The 16,055-nt window shown below is 73.3% G+C and carries 16 protein-coding genes; 8 read left to right on the top strand and 8 right to left on the bottom strand.

Translation table 11 applies throughout. The features are described 5' to 3' along the window. Window positions 1-50 precede the first annotated feature (50 nt). Complete coding sequence (locus EMA09_RS19405; protein ID WP_276324194.1) at window positions 51-1,073, top strand: glycosyltransferase family 2 protein; 1,023 nt, start codon at window positions 51-53, stop codon at window positions 1,071-1,073. A 77-nt stretch (window positions 1,074-1,150) separates the two neighbouring features. On the opposite strand, the gene EMA09_RS19400 is transcribed toward EMA09_RS19405, so the two are convergent. The 4 genes from EMA09_RS19400 to EMA09_RS19385 form a co-directional block, all read right to left on the bottom strand. Beyond that, the gene (locus EMA09_RS19400) at window positions 1,151-2,884 is read right to left on the bottom strand and encodes an LCP family protein (RefSeq protein WP_129842279.1); all 1,734 of its coding nucleotides are present in this window, start codon (window positions 2,882-2,884) and stop codon (window positions 1,151-1,153) included. A 53-nt stretch (window positions 2,885-2,937) separates the two neighbouring features. Further along, window positions 2,938-4,656: an LCP family protein gene (locus EMA09_RS19395; RefSeq protein WP_129842278.1), complete on the bottom strand. Its 1,719-nt coding sequence runs from the start codon at window positions 4,654-4,656 to the stop codon at window positions 2,938-2,940. Between the two features lie 163 nt (window positions 4,657-4,819). Then, complete coding sequence (locus EMA09_RS19390; RefSeq protein ID WP_129842277.1) at window positions 4,820-5,791, bottom strand: LCP family protein; 972 nt, start codon at window positions 5,789-5,791, stop codon at window positions 4,820-4,822. 39 nt (window positions 5,792-5,830) lie between these two features. Then, window positions 5,831-6,583, bottom strand: coding sequence for a TIGR03089 family protein (locus tag EMA09_RS19385; RefSeq protein ID WP_129842276.1), 753 nt, complete (start codon window positions 6,581-6,583; stop codon window positions 5,831-5,833). A 174-nt stretch (window positions 6,584-6,757) separates the two neighbouring features. Between EMA09_RS19385 and EMA09_RS19380 the strand changes: the two genes are divergently transcribed. Both EMA09_RS19380 and EMA09_RS19375 read left to right on the top strand, forming a co-directional pair. Continuing rightward, entirely contained in the window at window positions 6,758-7,963 is a 1,206-nt protein-coding gene (locus EMA09_RS19380; RefSeq protein WP_129842275.1) for an N-acetylmuramoyl-L-alanine amidase, read from the top strand. 23 nt (window positions 7,964-7,986) lie between these two features. Further along, window positions 7,987-8,892 (top strand): DNA-3-methyladenine glycosylase 2 family protein, encoded by a 906-nt coding sequence (locus EMA09_RS19375; RefSeq protein WP_129842274.1) that lies wholly within the window; start codon window positions 7,987-7,989, stop codon window positions 8,890-8,892. A 27-nt stretch (window positions 8,893-8,919) separates the two neighbouring features. Here the strand turns inward: EMA09_RS19375 and EMA09_RS19370 are convergent, their stop codons facing one another. Continuing rightward, window positions 8,920-9,447 (bottom strand): acyl-CoA thioesterase, encoded by a 528-nt coding sequence (locus EMA09_RS19370; protein WP_129842273.1) that lies wholly within the window; start codon window positions 9,445-9,447, stop codon window positions 8,920-8,922. Between the two features lie 96 nt (window positions 9,448-9,543). Between EMA09_RS19370 and EMA09_RS19365 the strand changes: the two genes are divergently transcribed. Next, window positions 9,544-10,815 carry an LCP family protein gene (locus tag EMA09_RS19365; RefSeq protein ID WP_129842272.1) on the top strand — a complete coding sequence of 424 codons (1,272 nt, stop codon included), beginning with the start codon at window positions 9,544-9,546 and terminating at the stop codon, window positions 10,813-10,815. A 54-nt stretch (window positions 10,816-10,869) separates the two neighbouring features. Here EMA09_RS19365 and EMA09_RS19360 read toward each other — a convergent pair whose 3' ends face one another. Further along, entirely contained in the window at window positions 10,870-11,256 is a 387-nt protein-coding gene (locus tag EMA09_RS19360; RefSeq protein ID WP_129842271.1) for a VOC family protein, read from the bottom strand. 80 nt (window positions 11,257-11,336) lie between these two features. After that, window positions 11,337-11,996, bottom strand: a complete 660-nt coding sequence (def, locus tag EMA09_RS19355; protein WP_129842270.1) for a peptide deformylase — start codon at window positions 11,994-11,996, stop codon at window positions 11,337-11,339. Window positions 11,997-12,080: 84 nt separating this feature from the next. On the opposite strand from def, the gene EMA09_RS19350 reads away from it, so the two are divergent. The 4 genes from EMA09_RS19350 (at window position 12,081) to EMA09_RS19335 (ending at window position 14,485) form a co-directional block, all read left to right on the top strand. Continuing rightward, the gene (locus EMA09_RS19350) at window positions 12,081-12,629 is read left to right on the top strand and encodes a helix-turn-helix domain-containing protein (RefSeq protein ID WP_129842269.1); all 549 of its coding nucleotides are present in this window, start codon (window positions 12,081-12,083) and stop codon (window positions 12,627-12,629) included. Further along, the gene (locus EMA09_RS19345) at window positions 12,619-12,825 is read left to right on the top strand and encodes a DUF6011 domain-containing protein (RefSeq protein ID WP_129842268.1); all 207 of its coding nucleotides are present in this window, start codon (window positions 12,619-12,621) and stop codon (window positions 12,823-12,825) included. The genes EMA09_RS19350 and EMA09_RS19345 overlap by 11 nt, the downstream gene beginning before the upstream one ends. Before the next feature lie 22 nt (window positions 12,826-12,847). Continuing rightward, window positions 12,848-13,471, top strand: a complete 624-nt coding sequence (locus tag EMA09_RS19340; RefSeq protein WP_129842267.1) for a DUF4232 domain-containing protein — start codon at window positions 12,848-12,850, stop codon at window positions 13,469-13,471. A 150-nt stretch (window positions 13,472-13,621) separates the two neighbouring features. After that, window positions 13,622-14,485, top strand: coding sequence for a lamin tail domain-containing protein (locus EMA09_RS19335; RefSeq protein ID WP_129842266.1), 864 nt, complete (start codon window positions 13,622-13,624; stop codon window positions 14,483-14,485). A 64-nt stretch (window positions 14,486-14,549) separates the two neighbouring features. On the opposite strand, the gene EMA09_RS19330 is transcribed toward EMA09_RS19335, so the two are convergent. Beyond that, on the bottom strand, window positions 14,550-15,968 hold the full coding sequence (locus EMA09_RS19330) for an APC family permease (protein WP_206305973.1): 1,419 nt from the start codon (window positions 15,966-15,968) through the stop codon (window positions 14,550-14,552). Window positions 15,969-16,055 lie beyond the last annotated feature (87 nt).

The following is a 16,055-nucleotide window of genomic DNA, read 5'->3' as shown; positions in this document are numbered from 1 at the left end:
CGACCGGGGCGGCGCGCGCCCGGGTCCCCCGTTCGCGGTAACGTGCTCCGGTGACCAGCATTCCCACGCCCGCCGTGTCCGTGATCATGCCGGTGCTGAACGAGGAACGCCATCTCCGCAGCTCCGTCCGGCACATCCTGGAGCAGGACTATCCGGGCGAGATCGAGGTCGTGATCGCACTCGGTCCCTCTTCCGACCGGACCGATGAGATCGCCGGTCAACTGGTGGCCGAGGACAGCCGGGTCCGTACCGTTCCGAACCCGACCGGTCGCACACCGGCCGGGCTGAACGCGGCGATCGCGGCGTCACGGCACCCCGTGGTCGTCCGCGTGGACGGGCACGGCATGCTCTCCCCCGGCTACATCGCCACCGCCGTGCGGCTGTTGGAGGAGACGGGCGCGGCCAACGTCGGCGGCATCATGCACGCCGAGGGCGAGAACGACTGGGAACGCGCGGTCGCCGCCGCCATGACCTCGCGCATCGGCGTGGGGAACGCCGCGTTCCACACCGGCGGCGCGGCCGGCGAGGCCGAGACGGTGTACCTCGGTGTCTTCCGGCGCGAGGTGCTGGAGCGCCAGGGCGGCTACAACGTGGAGTTCATCCGCGCGCAGGACTGGGAGCTCAACTACCGCATCCGGCAGGACGGCGGCCTCGTCTGGTTCTCCCCCGAACTGCTGGTGTCCTACCGGCCGCGCCCCTCGGTGCGGGAGTTGGCCAAGCAGTACCGGAACTACGGGCGTTGGCGGCACGTCGTGGCCCGCTACCACGCCGGGTCGATCAACCCGCGGTATCTCGCGCCGCCCGCGGCGCTGCTGGCGATCGCGGCGGGCATCGTCGTCGGCGCCGTCCTGACGCCCTGGGGATTCGTGGTGCCGGGCGGCTACCTGGCGGCGATCGTGGCCGGGTCCGTACCGGCCGGCAAGGGACTCGGCGCCGGGGCGCGGGCGCGGATCCCACTGGCCCTCGCGACGATGCACCTGTCCTGGGGCTGGGGCTACCTCACCAGCCCGCGCAAGCTGGCGCGGAAGGTGATCGCATCGCGGCGGCAGCCCGTCGGCACGCCGCGGCCGTGACCTGAGCGCCGGATCCGCGCCACCCCGTACGCGAGACCGCCGCCCCGCCCGGACCCACCGGGCGGGGCGGCGTCGTGTCACCAGGTGTACTCGGGGTTGACCTCCATGCAGCTGTCCTCGGAGCCGGACAGGATGTTCTCCTGGTCCACGGCGTCACCGCCGCCCGCGTCGTCCGAGGAGGAACCGGAGTCCGTCTCCCCGCCGGCGGATCCGGAGTCCCCGCCGCCCGAGGACGTGTCGTCGGAGGCCGGCTCGGTGAAGGTCGTGCCCTCGCGCCAGTCGGCGCCGACGACGACCGTCACCTGGTCCACGGTCGTGCCGATCCGGACGGTGCTCGCGGGGAGGCCGAGCGCCTCGGCGACCGCCTCGGCGTTCGCCCGGTCCTCCTCGGCGCCGTACAGCACGCGGGAGGTCGACTCGCTCGCCGTGGTCGCGTCCGTGACCGCCTGGGTGAAGCCGGCGGTCTGGAGCGCCTCGGTGATCTCGGTCGCGCGGCCGTCGACCGGGAGCAGACCGTCGGCGCCCGTGCCGTTGCGGACGGCGACGGGGATCTCGTCGGCGGGATCGGCGCTCTCCGCGGACTCGGACGCGTCCGCGTCGGGCGCCGCGTCCTGGTCGTCCAGCGGGATGTCCTGGCGGACCAGGGAGAACAGCGGCTCGGCCTCCTCCGTGTCGGGGACGACGCGGTTCTCGTCCTCGGGGTCGGGGAGCGTGGGCAGCGTGATGCTGTTCATCCGGTCGCCCGGTATGGACCGGAGGTCCTGGCCCAGGTCGTAGAGCGCCTGGACGCTGCCGAGGGCGTTGTCGACGGTGAGGGCGCTGGTGGCCGCCTCCGCGAGGTCCATCAGCTCGCCCGCGTTGGTCAGGGACGCGCTCTCCTGCAGCTCGTCGACCATGTTGCTCAGGTACATCTGCTGCGCCTTGGTCCGGCCGACGTCGCTGCCGTTGCCGAAGCCGTGGCGCGTCCGCAGCCACTGGAGGGCCTGCTCGCCCTGCACGATGTTGTCGCCGGCTTCGAGGCGCAGGTGGGAGTAGGGGTCGTCCACGTTGGCGTCGACGCAGACGGGGACGCCGCCGATCGCGTCGGCCATGTCCACGACGCCGGCGAAGTCGATCATCATGAAGTGGTCGATGGGGATGCCGGTCATCTCCTCCCACGTGGCCACGACGCAGCCGGGGCCGCCGTGGTCGAGCGCGGAGTTGATCATGGCCTTCTCGGACGCCTCGTAGACCGTGCCCGTGTCGGGGTCGGTGCACTCGGGGATCTCGACCATCGTGTCGCGCGGGACGCTGATGAGCGTCACATTGCTGCGGTCGGCCGAGGCGTGCATCAGGATCTGGACATCGGCGCGGTGGCCGCCCTCGCTGCCGCCGCCGAGGGACTGGTTCTCCTCGCCGTCGCGGGAGTCGGAACCGAGGAGGAGGATGTTCAGCGGGACCTGGCCGTCGGCGTTCGGCTGGGAGCGTTCGAGCTGGTTGCCGCCGAGGTTCAGCTCGTCCTTCTCCAGGTTGCCGTTGAGGTGCTGGATGTAGAGGTACGCGGCCGCGGCGACCGCGACGATCACGAACGCCAGGGACCCGCTGGTCCACACGAGCACGCGCCGCCAGCGCGGCGTCTCCTTCTTGCGGCGGCGCTGCCCCTTGCGGGCGGCGGCTCGCGCCGCCGCGCGGCCGCCGGGACGGACACCGTCCTGTGAGGCGCGCTGGAGCGGAATGGTCCCCGGACCGCCGTCGTCCCGTGCGCCGTCCGCGCGGACGCCGCCACCGGCGGCCCCGTCGTCATCCTCGCCGCGTATACCGCTCCTCCGCACGGGAACCCCCACTCGTCTCTGATCGTCGGTGCCGGTCCGCGCGGGCGGACGTCCTACTCGGCGCACACATCTTCGTCGTCCGCCTGAATGCTCGTGACATCGTCGGGAATCTCGGCCGGGACCTCGATGGGCTCCCCCGCGCCACGGAAGTCGTTGCCGAGAACGAGGACCATGGCCTCCCCCTCGGCGCTGTCACCCGGCTGCTCCTTGAGCGCCGAGTCCGGCAGGCCCATGATCTCGGCGAGGGTCGCGGCCTGGGCTGCCTGGTCGGCACGGTACTCCAGCGTAGTGGTCTCCTGGGACTCCGGGGCATTCCCCCGGTTGCTGGCCAGGGGCATGCCCTCGTCGACCTGGAGCCACTGGAGCGTGTCCTGGGCGGCCCCGATGACGTCACCGCCGTTGTAGATGTCCACGCGCACGTCCTCGGGGGCGGCGGACCCGGCGCCGGCGGAGTCGCCGCCGGCACCGGGCTCTTCCTCCTCCGTCTCCTCGGCCGCGTCGGGATCGATGTCCTCGCGCAGCATCCGGAAGATGGGTTCGGCGCGGTCCTCGTCCACGACGACGGTGGCACGGCGGTCGGCGGGCTCGTCCGGGTTGTCGCGCACCGGGAGTGTGACGAAGTTGACATCGGACATGGGGATGCGGCCCACGTCGGAGGCGAGGTCGTAGAGCTTCTCGATGCTGCCGATGCCCGTGTCGACGGTCAGGGCCTTGGTCGCGGTGTCCGCGAGGTCCCAGAAGTCGGTGAGGCTGGAGAGCATGTCGCCGCCGGTGATCTCGCGGGCCATCGAGGCGAGGAACTGCTGCTGGAGGTGGATCCGGTCGAGGTCGCTGCCGTTCCCGACGCCGTGGCGGGTGCGGACGAACGCGAGGGCGTCCTCGCCCTGGAGTTCGTGGCGGCCCGGCTCCAGATCGAGGCCGGACTTCTCGTCGTGGATCGGTTCGGAGACGCACACCGGGACGCCGCCGACGGCCGTGGACAGGTCCTTCACGGCGTTGAAGTCGGCCATCATGAAGTGGTTGATCTCGACGCCGGTCAGCTCCTGCACCGTGCGCCAGACACAGCCGGGATCACGGCCGAGGGCGCCCATGCTCTGGTTGAAACGGACGCCGTACGAGGCGGGGACGGTCTCCTGGGTGCCGTCCTCGTGGGTGACCTCGCACTCGGGTATGTCGGTGATGAGGTCGCGCGGGATGCTCAGCGCCGTGGCGTGCTCGCGGTTCTTGGAGAAGTGGACGAGGATCGTGGTGTCGTTGCCCTCGCTCGCGTCGCCGCCGTAGGAGTCGTTGCCGTCGCCGGTGCGGGTGTCGGTGCCGATGAGGAGGATGTTGACGGCCTCGTCGTGGGAGAAGCCGTTGTCGAAGCCGGTGTCGACCTTGGTGATGTTGCCGTTGAGGCGTTGGTAGGCGTACCAGGCGGCACCCGCCCCGACCACCAGCAGGAAGGCGAGGCCGCCGCCCGTCCACACCAGGCCCTTGCGCAGCCGGGAGCGTTTCGGCTTCGCCTTGCGGCGGCCGCGCGGGGGGCGGGCCTCCGGGCGCGGGGCGTCGCCCGAGCCGGTGCCGCGGGTGGTGGGGCCGCCCGGCGGGTCCCCGTGCGGATCGCCGCGCCGGGGTGACGGGACGTGCCGGGGCCGCGGCGCGGCGTGCTCGCTGGGGTCCGGTCTCCGGGCTCCCGGGAGGCGGAGTTCATACGTGCCGGTCTCCGGGTTGAACACCCACTGGTCCGCGGGATCGATACCGCCCGCGTCCCCACGTCCCTGCGATTCCACGAAGCCGTGAGCCCTCCGTCGTGCCCGTCGAGAAGTCGGACGGCCACACTAGCGGGCGGGTTCCGGGGTGGGCGATCGCGGTGACGCATTCCACCTTTTCGGGGACGGCGGAACGTTTCCGCCCCGCCTCGCGGGTGGTGTCGCCGGCGGGACGGGGCGCGGATCAGCCGGTGGGTCCGGCCGAGGCGCACAGCCCGGTGTCGCCGGACGCGGGGCCGCCCGTCGTGTCACCGCCCCAGTCGGGATCGACCTCGGTGTCCTCGCGGAGGGCCGCGAAGAGGTGGTTCGCGTCGGGCTGGCGGAGGCCGCCGTCCGCCAGCGGCACGGTCAGGAACGCCATGGCGTCCCGGGGCACGGCCCGGATCGTGCCGATGAGCTGCCACAGCTCGGCGAGCGAGTCGAGCTCGGCGTCGGTGGTGATGGAGGCGGACAGGGCGTTCAGCACGGGGAGGAGGCGGGCCGGGTTGAGGAGGACGCCGCTGCTCGACACCTTCCTGGCCAGGGCGTCCAGGGTGCACGGTTCGACGCCGCCGACGGCGTCGGCGACCTCCCGCAGGGCCTCCACATCGATGATCAGGTGGTGGTCGACGCGGACGCCGGTGAGCCGTTCCAGGGTGCGGATGGCGCAGGCCGCGCCGCCGCTGCCGTAGGCGGCCGCGAGGGAGCCCTCGCGGGGGTCGAGGGCGGTCCCGTCCGTGCCGGCGCAGGCGGGGATGCGTGTCTCCAGGGTGCGCGGGATGCCGAGGGCGGTGGCACTGCTGCCGTCGCCGGCGAGATGGAGGAGGACGAGGCCCTCGGCCCCGGCCGCGCCGTCGGCGGTGTCGTCCCCGTCGCCCGCGGCCGCGGCGTCGGAGCGGATGAGCAGGATGTTGCGGGCCTTCCCCGGGGCGGGGGCGGGACGTTCCTCCCGGTGACGGGCCAGCTCGCGCGCGGTCGCGGTGTCCGTGGTGAGTCCGGTGTCGAGACCGCGCAGCCAGAGCCAGCCGCCCAGGGAGCCGGCGAGGACGAGGACCGTGGAGATCAGCGCGAACCAGCGCAGACCGCGCGCGCGGCGCCGCCGCCGCTCGGGCGGGCCGGCCGGCTCGGCGGGCGGACCTGTGGGCGGGTGGTAGGCAGGCTGTCGCGGCACCCTCATGCGGTCGATCCTGGGGGTGCCGCGGACAGGCGGCCACTGTCAGTCGGCGAAGTGGGTGACGCGCTCACTCTCCCGGCGCGCGGCGAGGGCCGCCGGGTCGAGGTGGCCGCTGTTGCGGCACAGGACGACGGAGGCGCCGGCGGCCAGCGGGGCGAAGAGGCCGGCGGACAGGCCGGGCCAGCCCGCGTAGTCGGCGGTGGACAGCAGCCGGCTGTCGCCGTCCAGGCCGCGTTCGGCGGCATCGGCGCGGGCCAGGGCGATGACCTGGGCGCCGGTGAGGTCGCGGCCGCCGACGCCGATGGCGACGTCGTCCGGACCCGGCGGGTCGTAGGCGTCGAACGTGTCGGGCTGGCCGGGGACGGCGACGGCGTAGTCGGTGAACCCGGCCGGCGGCTCGGGGAAGCGGGCACCGAGAGGACGCAGGCTCAGGGCGACGCGCTCACCGGCGCAGGCGCGGGCCTCGGCGAGCTGGTCGGGACCCGCGACGACGAGGTCGGCGTCGCGGGGGTCGCCGCCCACGTCGGCCACGACGCCGGTGGCGGCGCAGGCGAGGAGCCAGGCGGCGGTCTGCCAGTGGGCGGGGAGGAGGAGGGCGAGGCGGTCGCCGCGCCCCGCGGACAGCTCGTCCTGCAGGAGGTTCGCCGTCTTGGCGACCCAGTTGGCCAGGGTGGCGGCGGACAGCTCGACGCGCTCGCCGGTGGCGTCGTCGTAGTACGTCAGCAGGGGCCGCGCGGGGTCGGCGGCGAGAGCGGCACGCAGGAGGTCGGCCGGGACGCCGGGTTTCGATGTCATCGCGGCCAGCGTAGCCCCGGCCACCGACAGCCGGTCGGGGCGGTGGCGAACCCCGATCGGGCGATCCGGAGAGAAGGGCCTTGACCTGGGCCGGGACCCTGTGGTTACTCTGTGTAGTCAAGTGGGTACGCCATGAATGGACAGGAGTGTTCCGGTATGTCAAAGATCAGTGTTATGCGTGCATTCATTGCTTCCACCGTCGGGGCCGCGTGCTCGGTCGCGCTGGCGTTCCCCCTCGTCCTGGTGCCCGGTGGCACCGCCCACGCGGCCGGTGTCTCCGCCGGCGGGACGCAGTCCCTGCCGCTGCGGCCGCTCGGCGCGCTCCAGCCGCTCGACGCCGATGGCGGGGGCGGCGGGGACGGCACGGCCGAGGCGGGCGGCCAGGGGCTGCCCGCCACGACCACCGAGCCCTTCTCCCTGCTCGGCATCGTCTGGTCCGACGCCGACGCCGAGCTGAACGGCCAGGCCCAGGTCCGCGCCCGCTCGGTCGACGGCGACTGGTCCGGCTGGCAGGACCTCACGGCCGATCCGGCGCACACGCCCGACCCGGACTCGGCGGAGGCGACGGCGCCCGGCGTCCGCGGCGGGACGGCACCCCTGTGGGTCGGCCCCTCCGACGGCGTCCAGGTCCGGGTCCTGCCGGACGACGGCTCGGCCGCCACCGAGGGGCTGCCCGACGGCCTGTCCCTCGAACTGATCGACAGCGGCCCCGATCCCGATCCGGCCGCGGTCACCGAGCCGCAGGAGGTCATCGAGCCAGCCGCGGCGCCGTCGGCGCACGAGGGGCCGCGCCCGCCGATCGTCATCCGTTCCAAGTGGGGCGCGGACGAGAGCCTGCGGGAGAGCGGCTTCGTCTACACCGACTCGGTGAAGACCGTCTTCGTCCACCACACCGCCGGCACCAACGACTACGCCTGCTCGGAGGCGCCGGCGCTCATCCGGGGCATCTACCGCTACCACGTGGAGAGCCAGGGCTGGCGCGACGTCGGGTACAACTTCTTCGTCGACCGCTGCGGCACCATCTACGAGGGCCGGGCGGGCGGCGTCGCCGAACCGGTGCAGGGCGCCCACACCCTCGGTTTCAACCACAACAGCATGGGCGTCGCGGTCCTCGGCACCTACTCCTCCACCGCGCCGAACCGCGACATCACCGACGGCCTCTCGCTGCTCACCGCATGGAAGCTCGGCCTGCACGGCGGCGACCCCGAGGGGACGCGCAACCGCACCTCCAGCGGAGGCAAGTGGGCATCGGGGACCACGGTCCGCATGGACAACGTGTCGGGCCACCGGGACGCCTACAGCACCGACTGCCCCGGCGGCGAGCTGTACGCGGAGCTCGACACCGTCCGCTCCACCGCCGCCCGCCTCCAGGGGAGGTGACGCGCACCGCTAGCCTTCCGGACGTGCCGGACCGCGTATGGGCACCGCCCGAACCGTACGACCTGCACCGCAGCCTGCTGGTGCTGCGGCGCGGGCCGTACGACCCCGCGTTCAGGATCGCCGGGGACGGGGCCGTCTGGCGGGCCACCCGCACCCCCGAGGGGCCGGCGACGCTGCGGCTGCTGCCGGGCCCGCCGGTGCGGGCCACCGCCTGGGGGCCGGGGGCGGACTGGGTCATCGACGGTCTGCCCGCGCTGCTCGGCGCCGAGGACGACCCCGGCGCGTTCACGGCGCACCACCGGGTGGTCGCGCAGGCGCACCGGCGGCACGGCGGGCTCCGGCTCGCGCGGACCGGCCTCGTGTTCGAGTCCCTGGTCCCGGCGGTGCTGGAGCAGCGCGTGACGGCGGAGGAGGCCTACCGGGCGTGGCGGCTGCTGCTGCGGCGCTTCGGCGAGCCCGCCCCCGGTCCCGGTGCGGGCGCCGGCCTGTGGGTGATGCCGGAGCCGAGGACGTTCGCGCTGCTCCCGTCCTGGGAGTGGCACCGGGCGGGCGTGGACCCGAAGCGGTCGGCCGCGGTCGTCCGCGCGGCGCGGCTGGCCCGGCGCATGGAGGAGGCGGCCCGCATGCCGCTGCCCGAGGCGCTGGCCCGGCTCCGCGCCGTCCCCGGCATCGGCCCGTGGACGGCCGCCGAGACCCTGCAGCGGAGCAATGGCGCGCCCGACGCCATCACGGTCGGCGACCTGCACCTGCCGGGGACCGTCGGCTACGCGCTGACCGGGCTGCGCGGCGCGGACGACGACCGGATGCTGGAGCTGCTCGCGCCGTACGCGGGGCAGCGGCACCGGGCGGCCCGGCTGATCCTGCTGTCCGGTGTGGCGCCGGCACGGCGGGCGCCGCGCCAGCGGCACGCGCGGATCGAGCGGCTGTGACCCGCGGCGGCCCGGTCGGGCGCGGGCTCAGGAGGGGGCGCGGCCAGCGCGCAGCTCGGTGATCTCGCGGCGCCTGGCGAGGCGGTGGGTGCGGCGGATCTGCGCCTCCTTGAACCGCCGCCTGTCCCGTTCGCTCTCCGGCAGCACCGGGGGCACGGGGCGCGGCCTGCCCTGTTCGTCCACGGCCGCGAAGACGAGGTAGGCGGTCGCGACGCGGGTGGCCGGGGTCGCCTCGTTCCACCGCTCGGCGAGGACCTTGACACCGATCTCCATGGAGGTGCGGCCGGTCCAGTTGCACTGGGCGCGGACATGGACGAGGTCGCCGACCTTCACCGGTTCGACGAAGACCATCTCGTCCATGGCGGCGGTGACGGCCGGGCCGCCCGAGTGCCGCCCGGCGACGGCGCCCGCGGCGTCGTCCACCAGTTTCATGATCACGCCCCCGTGGACGGTGCCCAGGAGGTTCACGTCGTTCTGGGTCATGATGTGCGACAGCGTGGTGCGCGAGGCGGCGGTGGGCTTGCCCGGTGGCGGCCCGGGCGGCAGTTCGGTCATGGGGCCAGGGTAGGCAGGAGCCTTGTGCATCAGGTTCGCCACAGTCGGTGCACCGGGTTTCCGCTGGGCCCCCGCGGGACGGCACACTGCGGAGGTATGAACGACTGGCCCAACGGATGGACAGACGACCGGGACGACCGCAGCGCGTACGGGCGGGGCAGCGCCGACGCACGGCCCGAGGGCGCCCGGGTCATGCCGCACGTCCAGCCGCCCCGTGCGCCGCGCCCGCCGCGGCAGCGCGGTCCGTACGACGGCGGCGGCGGGGCCGACGCGTACGACTCCGGCTGGAGCGACGGCCAGGTCTACCGGGGTTCCGGCCAGCGGCAGGAGCCCCCGCCGCCGCCCGGGACGGCGCCGCCGGACGGCGGTGCGCCGCGGCCGCGGCCCCGGCGCCGCTGGGGCCGGATCATAGGTTTCTCGACGCTGGCGCTGGCGTTCGTCCTGCTGGTCACCGGCGTCGCGACGTACTTCTGGGCCGACGGCAAGCTGAACCGCGAGGTGGACCTGTCGGCGCTCGAGGACCGCCCGGAGGCCGGCGAGGGCACGAATTACCTGATCGTCGGCTCGGACAGCCGCGAGGGGCTCACGGACGACCAGAAGGACGACCTGCACACCGGTGACGCCGAGGGCGGGCGCACCGACACCATGATCCTCCTGCACGTGGGCGACAACGGCAGCACGATGATCAGCCTGCCGCGTGACTCGTGGGTGACGATCCCCGAGTTCACCGGCTCCGAGTCGGGCCGGCGCATACCCGAGCAGGAGCGGAAGCTGAACGCCGCCTACACGATCGAGGGGCCGTGGCTCCTGGCCCGGACCGTCGAGGCCAATCTGGACATCCGCATCGACCACTACGTGGAGATCGGATTCGGCGGCTTCGCGAACGTCGTGGACGCGCTCGGCGGCGTCGAGATGTGCCTGGACGAGCCCATCCAGGACAAGAACTCGGGCGCCGACTTCGAGGCCGGCTGCCAGCGCATGAACGGCACCGAGGCCCTCGCCTACAACCGGCAGCGCTACCAGGAGGCCATGGGCGACCTGGGACGCACGCAGAACCAGCAGGAGTTCCTGAGCACCCTGGCCGACCAGGCCGCATCGTGGTCGACGGTGCTGAACCCGTTCAAGGTCTACCCGGTGCTCGGTTCCGTCCTGGACGCGCTGATCGTGGACAAGGACATGTCGCTGTGGGACCTGCGCTCCATGTTCTGGGCCATGCGCAGCGCCGAGCGGATGAACATGCCGGTCTCCGACCCGGGCTACGAGACGTCCGAGGGATCGGCGGTCCTGTGGGACACCGAGCAGGTCGACGCGCTGATGGACCAGATCAGGAACGACGAGAAGGTCACGGTCAACGTCTCGGAGGAGTGACCCGTCGGCCGAGCCGCGTGCCGCGCCCCGGCCGACGGGGGCGCGGCTCGCGGCTCAGTCGCGGACGCGGCACAGGCAGAACGGATGCCCCGCCGGGTCCGCGTACACCCGGAAGCCGCGTTGTCCGCCGTCGTCGCCCTGCAGGAGGCGCGCGCCGAGCGTGAGGACGTCCCGCTCGGCCTCGTCGAGGCGTGACTCGGGGACGTCCAGGTCGATGTGCATCTGCTGGGGGTGCTCCGTCCCGGGCCACTCCGGCGGCCGGTACCCCTCGGAGAGCTGGAACGCGAACCGCTCCGCCGGCGCCCCGCCGCGGATCTCGACCCAGCCGTCGTCGCTGTGCTCCTCGTCGATCGGCCAGCCGAGGACGTCGGAGTAGAAGGCCGCGAGCGCCCGCGGGTCCGGACAGTCGAGCACGGTGACGCTGAAGCGGGCGAGAGACACGACGGCACCAACTCCTCGCTCATGCGGCCCGGCACCTGAGCCGGGCCGGTGCCCCGACGAGTACCCGGGCCGCCCGGACCTCAACCCGCGCCGCCGGCGGGGGTGTCCGTCCCACGGCCGCGCGCCGCCTCCCGGGCGGCCCGGCGCGCCAGCACCCGGTCCCGCAGCGCGCCCATCTCGCGGACGGCGGCCTTGCGCTCCCGCGCGGCGAGGCGGTCGACGTACAGGCGGCCGTGGAGGTGGTCGGTCTCGTGCTGGAGGCAGCGGGCGAAGTAGCCCCGCCCTTCGATGACCAGCGGCTCGCCCGCGATGTCCACGCCGCGCACGACGGCGTGGTCGGGGCGGGCCAGCGGGACGTAGGGACCCGGCACGGACAGGCAGCCCTCGGGCTCCTCCAGCAGGGTGCGGCTGGCGGCGGGCACTTCGTCGAGCACCGGGTTCGCGATGTGGCCCACGTGCCGGACGCCCCACTCGTCGGTCATGTCCCAGACGAAGAGCTGGAGGTCGACGCCGATCTGGTTGGCGGCGAGCCCCGCGCCCTCGGCGACGTGCAGCGTGGCGAACATGTCGTCGACGAGCCGGGCGAGGTCCGGGTCGCCGAATCCGGTGACCGGCCGCAGGCGGCGGTGCAGGACGTCCTCACCGATCACGGTGATGCGGTGCGGTGTCCCCCGGACGGCCTCCGGTGTGGGGTGCGGGTGGTCGTCGGCGGCGGGCCGGCCCTGGACGAGTACGGGCATCGCGTGCTCTCCTCTCCCGATCGCGCGGGTACTTGACCCGGGAGTTTGCAAAGTACCAGACTTTGCAAAGTGATTGGAGGCGCGATGACCGAGGACGAACTGCGGGACGACGGCGTGCGGGCCGGCCATCCCGTACGGGCCGCCCTGCTCGACCTGCTCGCCGAACGGGGCACGCTCACCTCGGCGGAGGCGGCGCGCCGGCTCGGGCGGAGTTCGGGTGTGTGCTCGTTCCACCTGCGCCAACTGGCGCGCCACGGCCTTGTGGAGGAGGCGCCGCGCGCGGCGGGCGCCGGTCGCGTACGGCCGTGGCGGCTCCGCGCCGACGCCGGGCCGGCCGCGGCGGTGAGCCCGGAGGAGGAGGTCTTCGGGCAGCTGAACCGGGCGCTCGAGGACGAGAGTCACCGGCGCTGGCTGGAGCGGCGCGACGAGGCACCCGCCCCCTGGCGGCACGACGAGGCGTTCAGCGCGGTCGTGCATCTGACGCCCGGTGAGCTGACCGAGGTCGCCGACGCCGTCCGCGCCGTCCTCGCGCCGTACCTCGACCGCCGCGGCCGGCCGGCCGACGCGGCGCCGGTCGCCGCCGTGGTGCGCCTGTTCCCGCTGCTGGCCGGGGAGCCGCCGCGTGAGTGCTGAGGAACCCGCGCTGCTGCCCCTCCCGGACGCCGGAAGGCGGCCGGCCGTCACCTGCCGGCTGTGCGGCCGCAGGCTGTACGGGCGGGAGGCCCGCCTGTGGGGCCTCGGCCCCGAGTGCCGCGCGAAGCTGGCCGTCCGCGTCGCACCGCGACCGCCGGAGCGCCCGGTCGAGCAGGACACCCTGCCCGGCGTCTGACAGGGCGTGGGAGCATCTGCGGATGACCATACGATCAACGCCCGCCGTTGTCCGGTCGCGCGCGGCCCGTTCCCGGGCGGCGGCCGCCGTCGCGGTCTGCGTCCTCACTGCCGCGGCCCTCGGCGCCTGCGGTACCGAGCGGGCCTCCGGGGACGGCGACGGCGGGGCGGTGGTGGATCCGGCGGCCGTCGTCCCCACGCCGACGACCCCGCCCTGTCCGCCCGAGGGGATCAGCGTCTCCCCCGGCCTGATCGACGCGGCCATGGGCCTGCGTGCCGGGAACCTCGACGTCACCAACTGCGGCGACGAGCCCGTCACTCTGAACGGCTATCCGGAGCTGACGGTGCTCGACGCGGACGGCGAGCCGCTCGACATCGAGGTGACGCACCGGGGCGCGGACGTCGCGACGGTCGAGGGCTTCGACGACCCGCCCGCCGACGTCACCATCGCGCCGGGCGAGCGGGCACGGGCCGGCCTGCTGTGGCGCAACACCTACACGGACACCACCCGGGACCCCGACCTCGGCGTGACAGTGCTGGTCGTCCCGGCCGCGGGCGCGTCCGAACAGTCGGTGACGCCCGACGGCGGCATCGACCTGGGCTCGACGGGACTGCTCGCGGTGAGCCCCTGGCGGGCGGTGGAGTGAGCGGCCCCGGGAGCGCGGAACGGCCGGCGTCACCACAGCGCCGGTGAAGTAGCTCGATGGGATGATGATCGGTTCCCTGACGGCTGCCCCGGGCCGTCCGGGGTAGCTCCGGTGCGGATCTTTTCCCGAGAGCGAGAGGAGCGCAGCGCCATGAGCACTGCGGTCACGTCCGGTTCCTGGCCGTCCGTCACGGCCGACGCGTCCACATTCAGCGGCCTGGGCACGGACCACGTCAGGTGGGGGAACGTCGCGGACGACGCGAAGAGCGGTTATGTCTTCAGCGGCGGAAGCGTGCCGGTGAAGCTGGACGGCACCGAGTTCACGCTGGGCACCTTCACCCACCGGAACTTCCCCGTCCCCGCCCTGCCGCAGCCGCAGTTCGACGTCGACCTGTCGGTGAAGGTGGTGTTCGAGGACGGCACCGAGAGCGCCTTCTCCTTCCGCTTCCACCACAACGAGACGCCGAACGACGGCCCGGCGCCCGAGGACCTGGTCGACCTGCCGAGCTTCGTCTCGCCGGAGGAGGTCACCGTCGACGGCCGGAAGTACAAGGTCGTCATCAGCGGGTTCAAGCAGAACGGCCAGATCGTCCGGCAGTTCGTGAGCGCCGAGGGCGGGGCGAACAGCGCCGACGTCGTCGCGCTCTTCGCCCCCGCCGGCGAGCCCGACGTGGTGCTGACCGACGTCCGCTTCCGCGGCACGGCGAAGAACCAGGCGGACGAATACGTCGAGATCATGAACCGCGGCAGCGAGCCGGCCGACATCTCCGGCTGGCAGCTCGGCGCCGACGACGCCGGCCAGGACTTCGTCTTCCCCGCCGGCACCGTCATCCAGCCGGGCCAGCGGATCCGGGTCTACACCAACGAGGTGCACCCGGAGTGGGGCGGCCACTCCTACGGCATCAACCGCCCCATCTGGAACAACAAGGGTGACAACGCCCTGCTGCAGAACACCGCGGGGAAGACCGTCTCGGAGTTCCCGTACGGCGACAAGGTCAAGGTCGCCGCGCCCTGATCCCCGAGGACGGGAGCCCGCCCCTGCGCCGGGGCGGGCTCCCGTCCGGCGGGCGGCCGGCACCTCACCCGGCGGGCGGCGGCGCGGAGTCGTCCTTCTCCCGCCGGCCGCCCCGCCCGCGCAGCACGCGGTCGGCCACCCACACGCAGGCCCACAGCCCGATGCCGATCAGCATCAGCCAGCCCGCCACCCGGTAGTCGTCGCCGGACCGCCCGGACAGCGGCGTCGCGAGGTACGCGCAGAGCACGGCGCCGATCACCGGCAGCGCGGTCGGCGCCCGGAAGTGCCGGTGCTCCACCGTGTCGCGGCGCAGCACGAGCACGGCGACGTTGACCACGGTGAAGACGCACAGGAGCAGCAGCGACGTGGTGCCGCCGAGCGCGGTCAGGTCCGCGTAGCCGATGAGGAGGAACGCGAGCAGCGTCGTGAAGACGACCGCGACCCACGGGGTGCGGCGGCGCGGGAGGATACGGCCCAGCGGTGCCGGCAGGACGTGCTCGCGGGACATCCCGTACAGCAGGCGGCTGGCCATCAGCATGTTGATGAGGGCCGAGTTGGACACGGCGAACATCGTGATCCACGCGAACAGGTCGATCGGGAAGCCCGGCGCGCCCGCCTGGACCACCTTCAGCAGCGGTGTGTCCCCCTCGCTCAGCTCGGCCGGGGAGACGAGGGCGATGCTCGCGATCGCCACCAGGACGTAGATCACGCCGGTGACGCACAGGCCGATGAGCATCATCCGGGGAAAAGTGCGCGCGGGATTCTTCGTCTCCTCCGCCATGTTGACGGAATCCTCGAATCCCACCATGGCGAAGAACGCGAGAGCCGTCGCCGCGCTCACGGCGCCGAATGCCGTCTCACCCGACGCAGTATGGAATTCGGTCACACGCCCGAATTCCCCGTCGCCCTGGACGATGGCCCACGCGCCGACGCCGATGACAATGACGAGTCCGGACAGTTCCACCGCGGTGAGGACGACGTTCGCCTTGACGCTCTCGCCGACACCGCGCAGGTTCACCAGGGCGATGAGCGCCATGAACGCGATCGCGATCGTCATCGTGACCCGGCCGTGCTCGCCGTCGGCGTTCAGCGCGGACAGCAGGTTGGCCGCGAACGCCTTGGACGCGCTGGACGCCGAGGTGAGGCCCGAGCACATGACGGCGTAGGTGATGAGGAAGGTGAGGAAGTGGACGGCGAACGCCCGGTGGGTGAACGCCGCGGCGCCGCCCGCCCGCGGATACTTGGTGACGAGCTCCAGATAGCTGGTGGCCGTCAGCAGGGCGACTGTGAAAGCGCACAGGAAAGGCAGCCAGACGGCGCCGCCGACTTCCGCGGCGACCTTTCCGGTGAGCGCGTAGACACCTGTTCCGAGAATGTCGCCGACGATGAAGAGCAGCAGCAGCCCCGGACCCATCACACGGCGGAGTTCCGTGTGTTCCGCCGCTTCCTGCCGCGTGTTCGAGTTCCCCATTGTCTTCGACATGCCCCGGACCCTAGCGCACAAACCGTCGGGCAAATGCGCGGTCGGGAAAGCGCCCCGGGGACCGGCCGGTCCCCGGGGCGGTGGTGT

This window comes from Streptomyces sp. RFCAC02 (assembly GCF_004193175.1).
GTDB lineage: Bacteria > Actinomycetota > Actinomycetes > Streptomycetales > Streptomycetaceae > Streptomyces.
The sequence above is the reverse complement of the archived record's forward strand: the minus strand, read 5'-3'. Positions and strand labels throughout refer to the sequence as shown.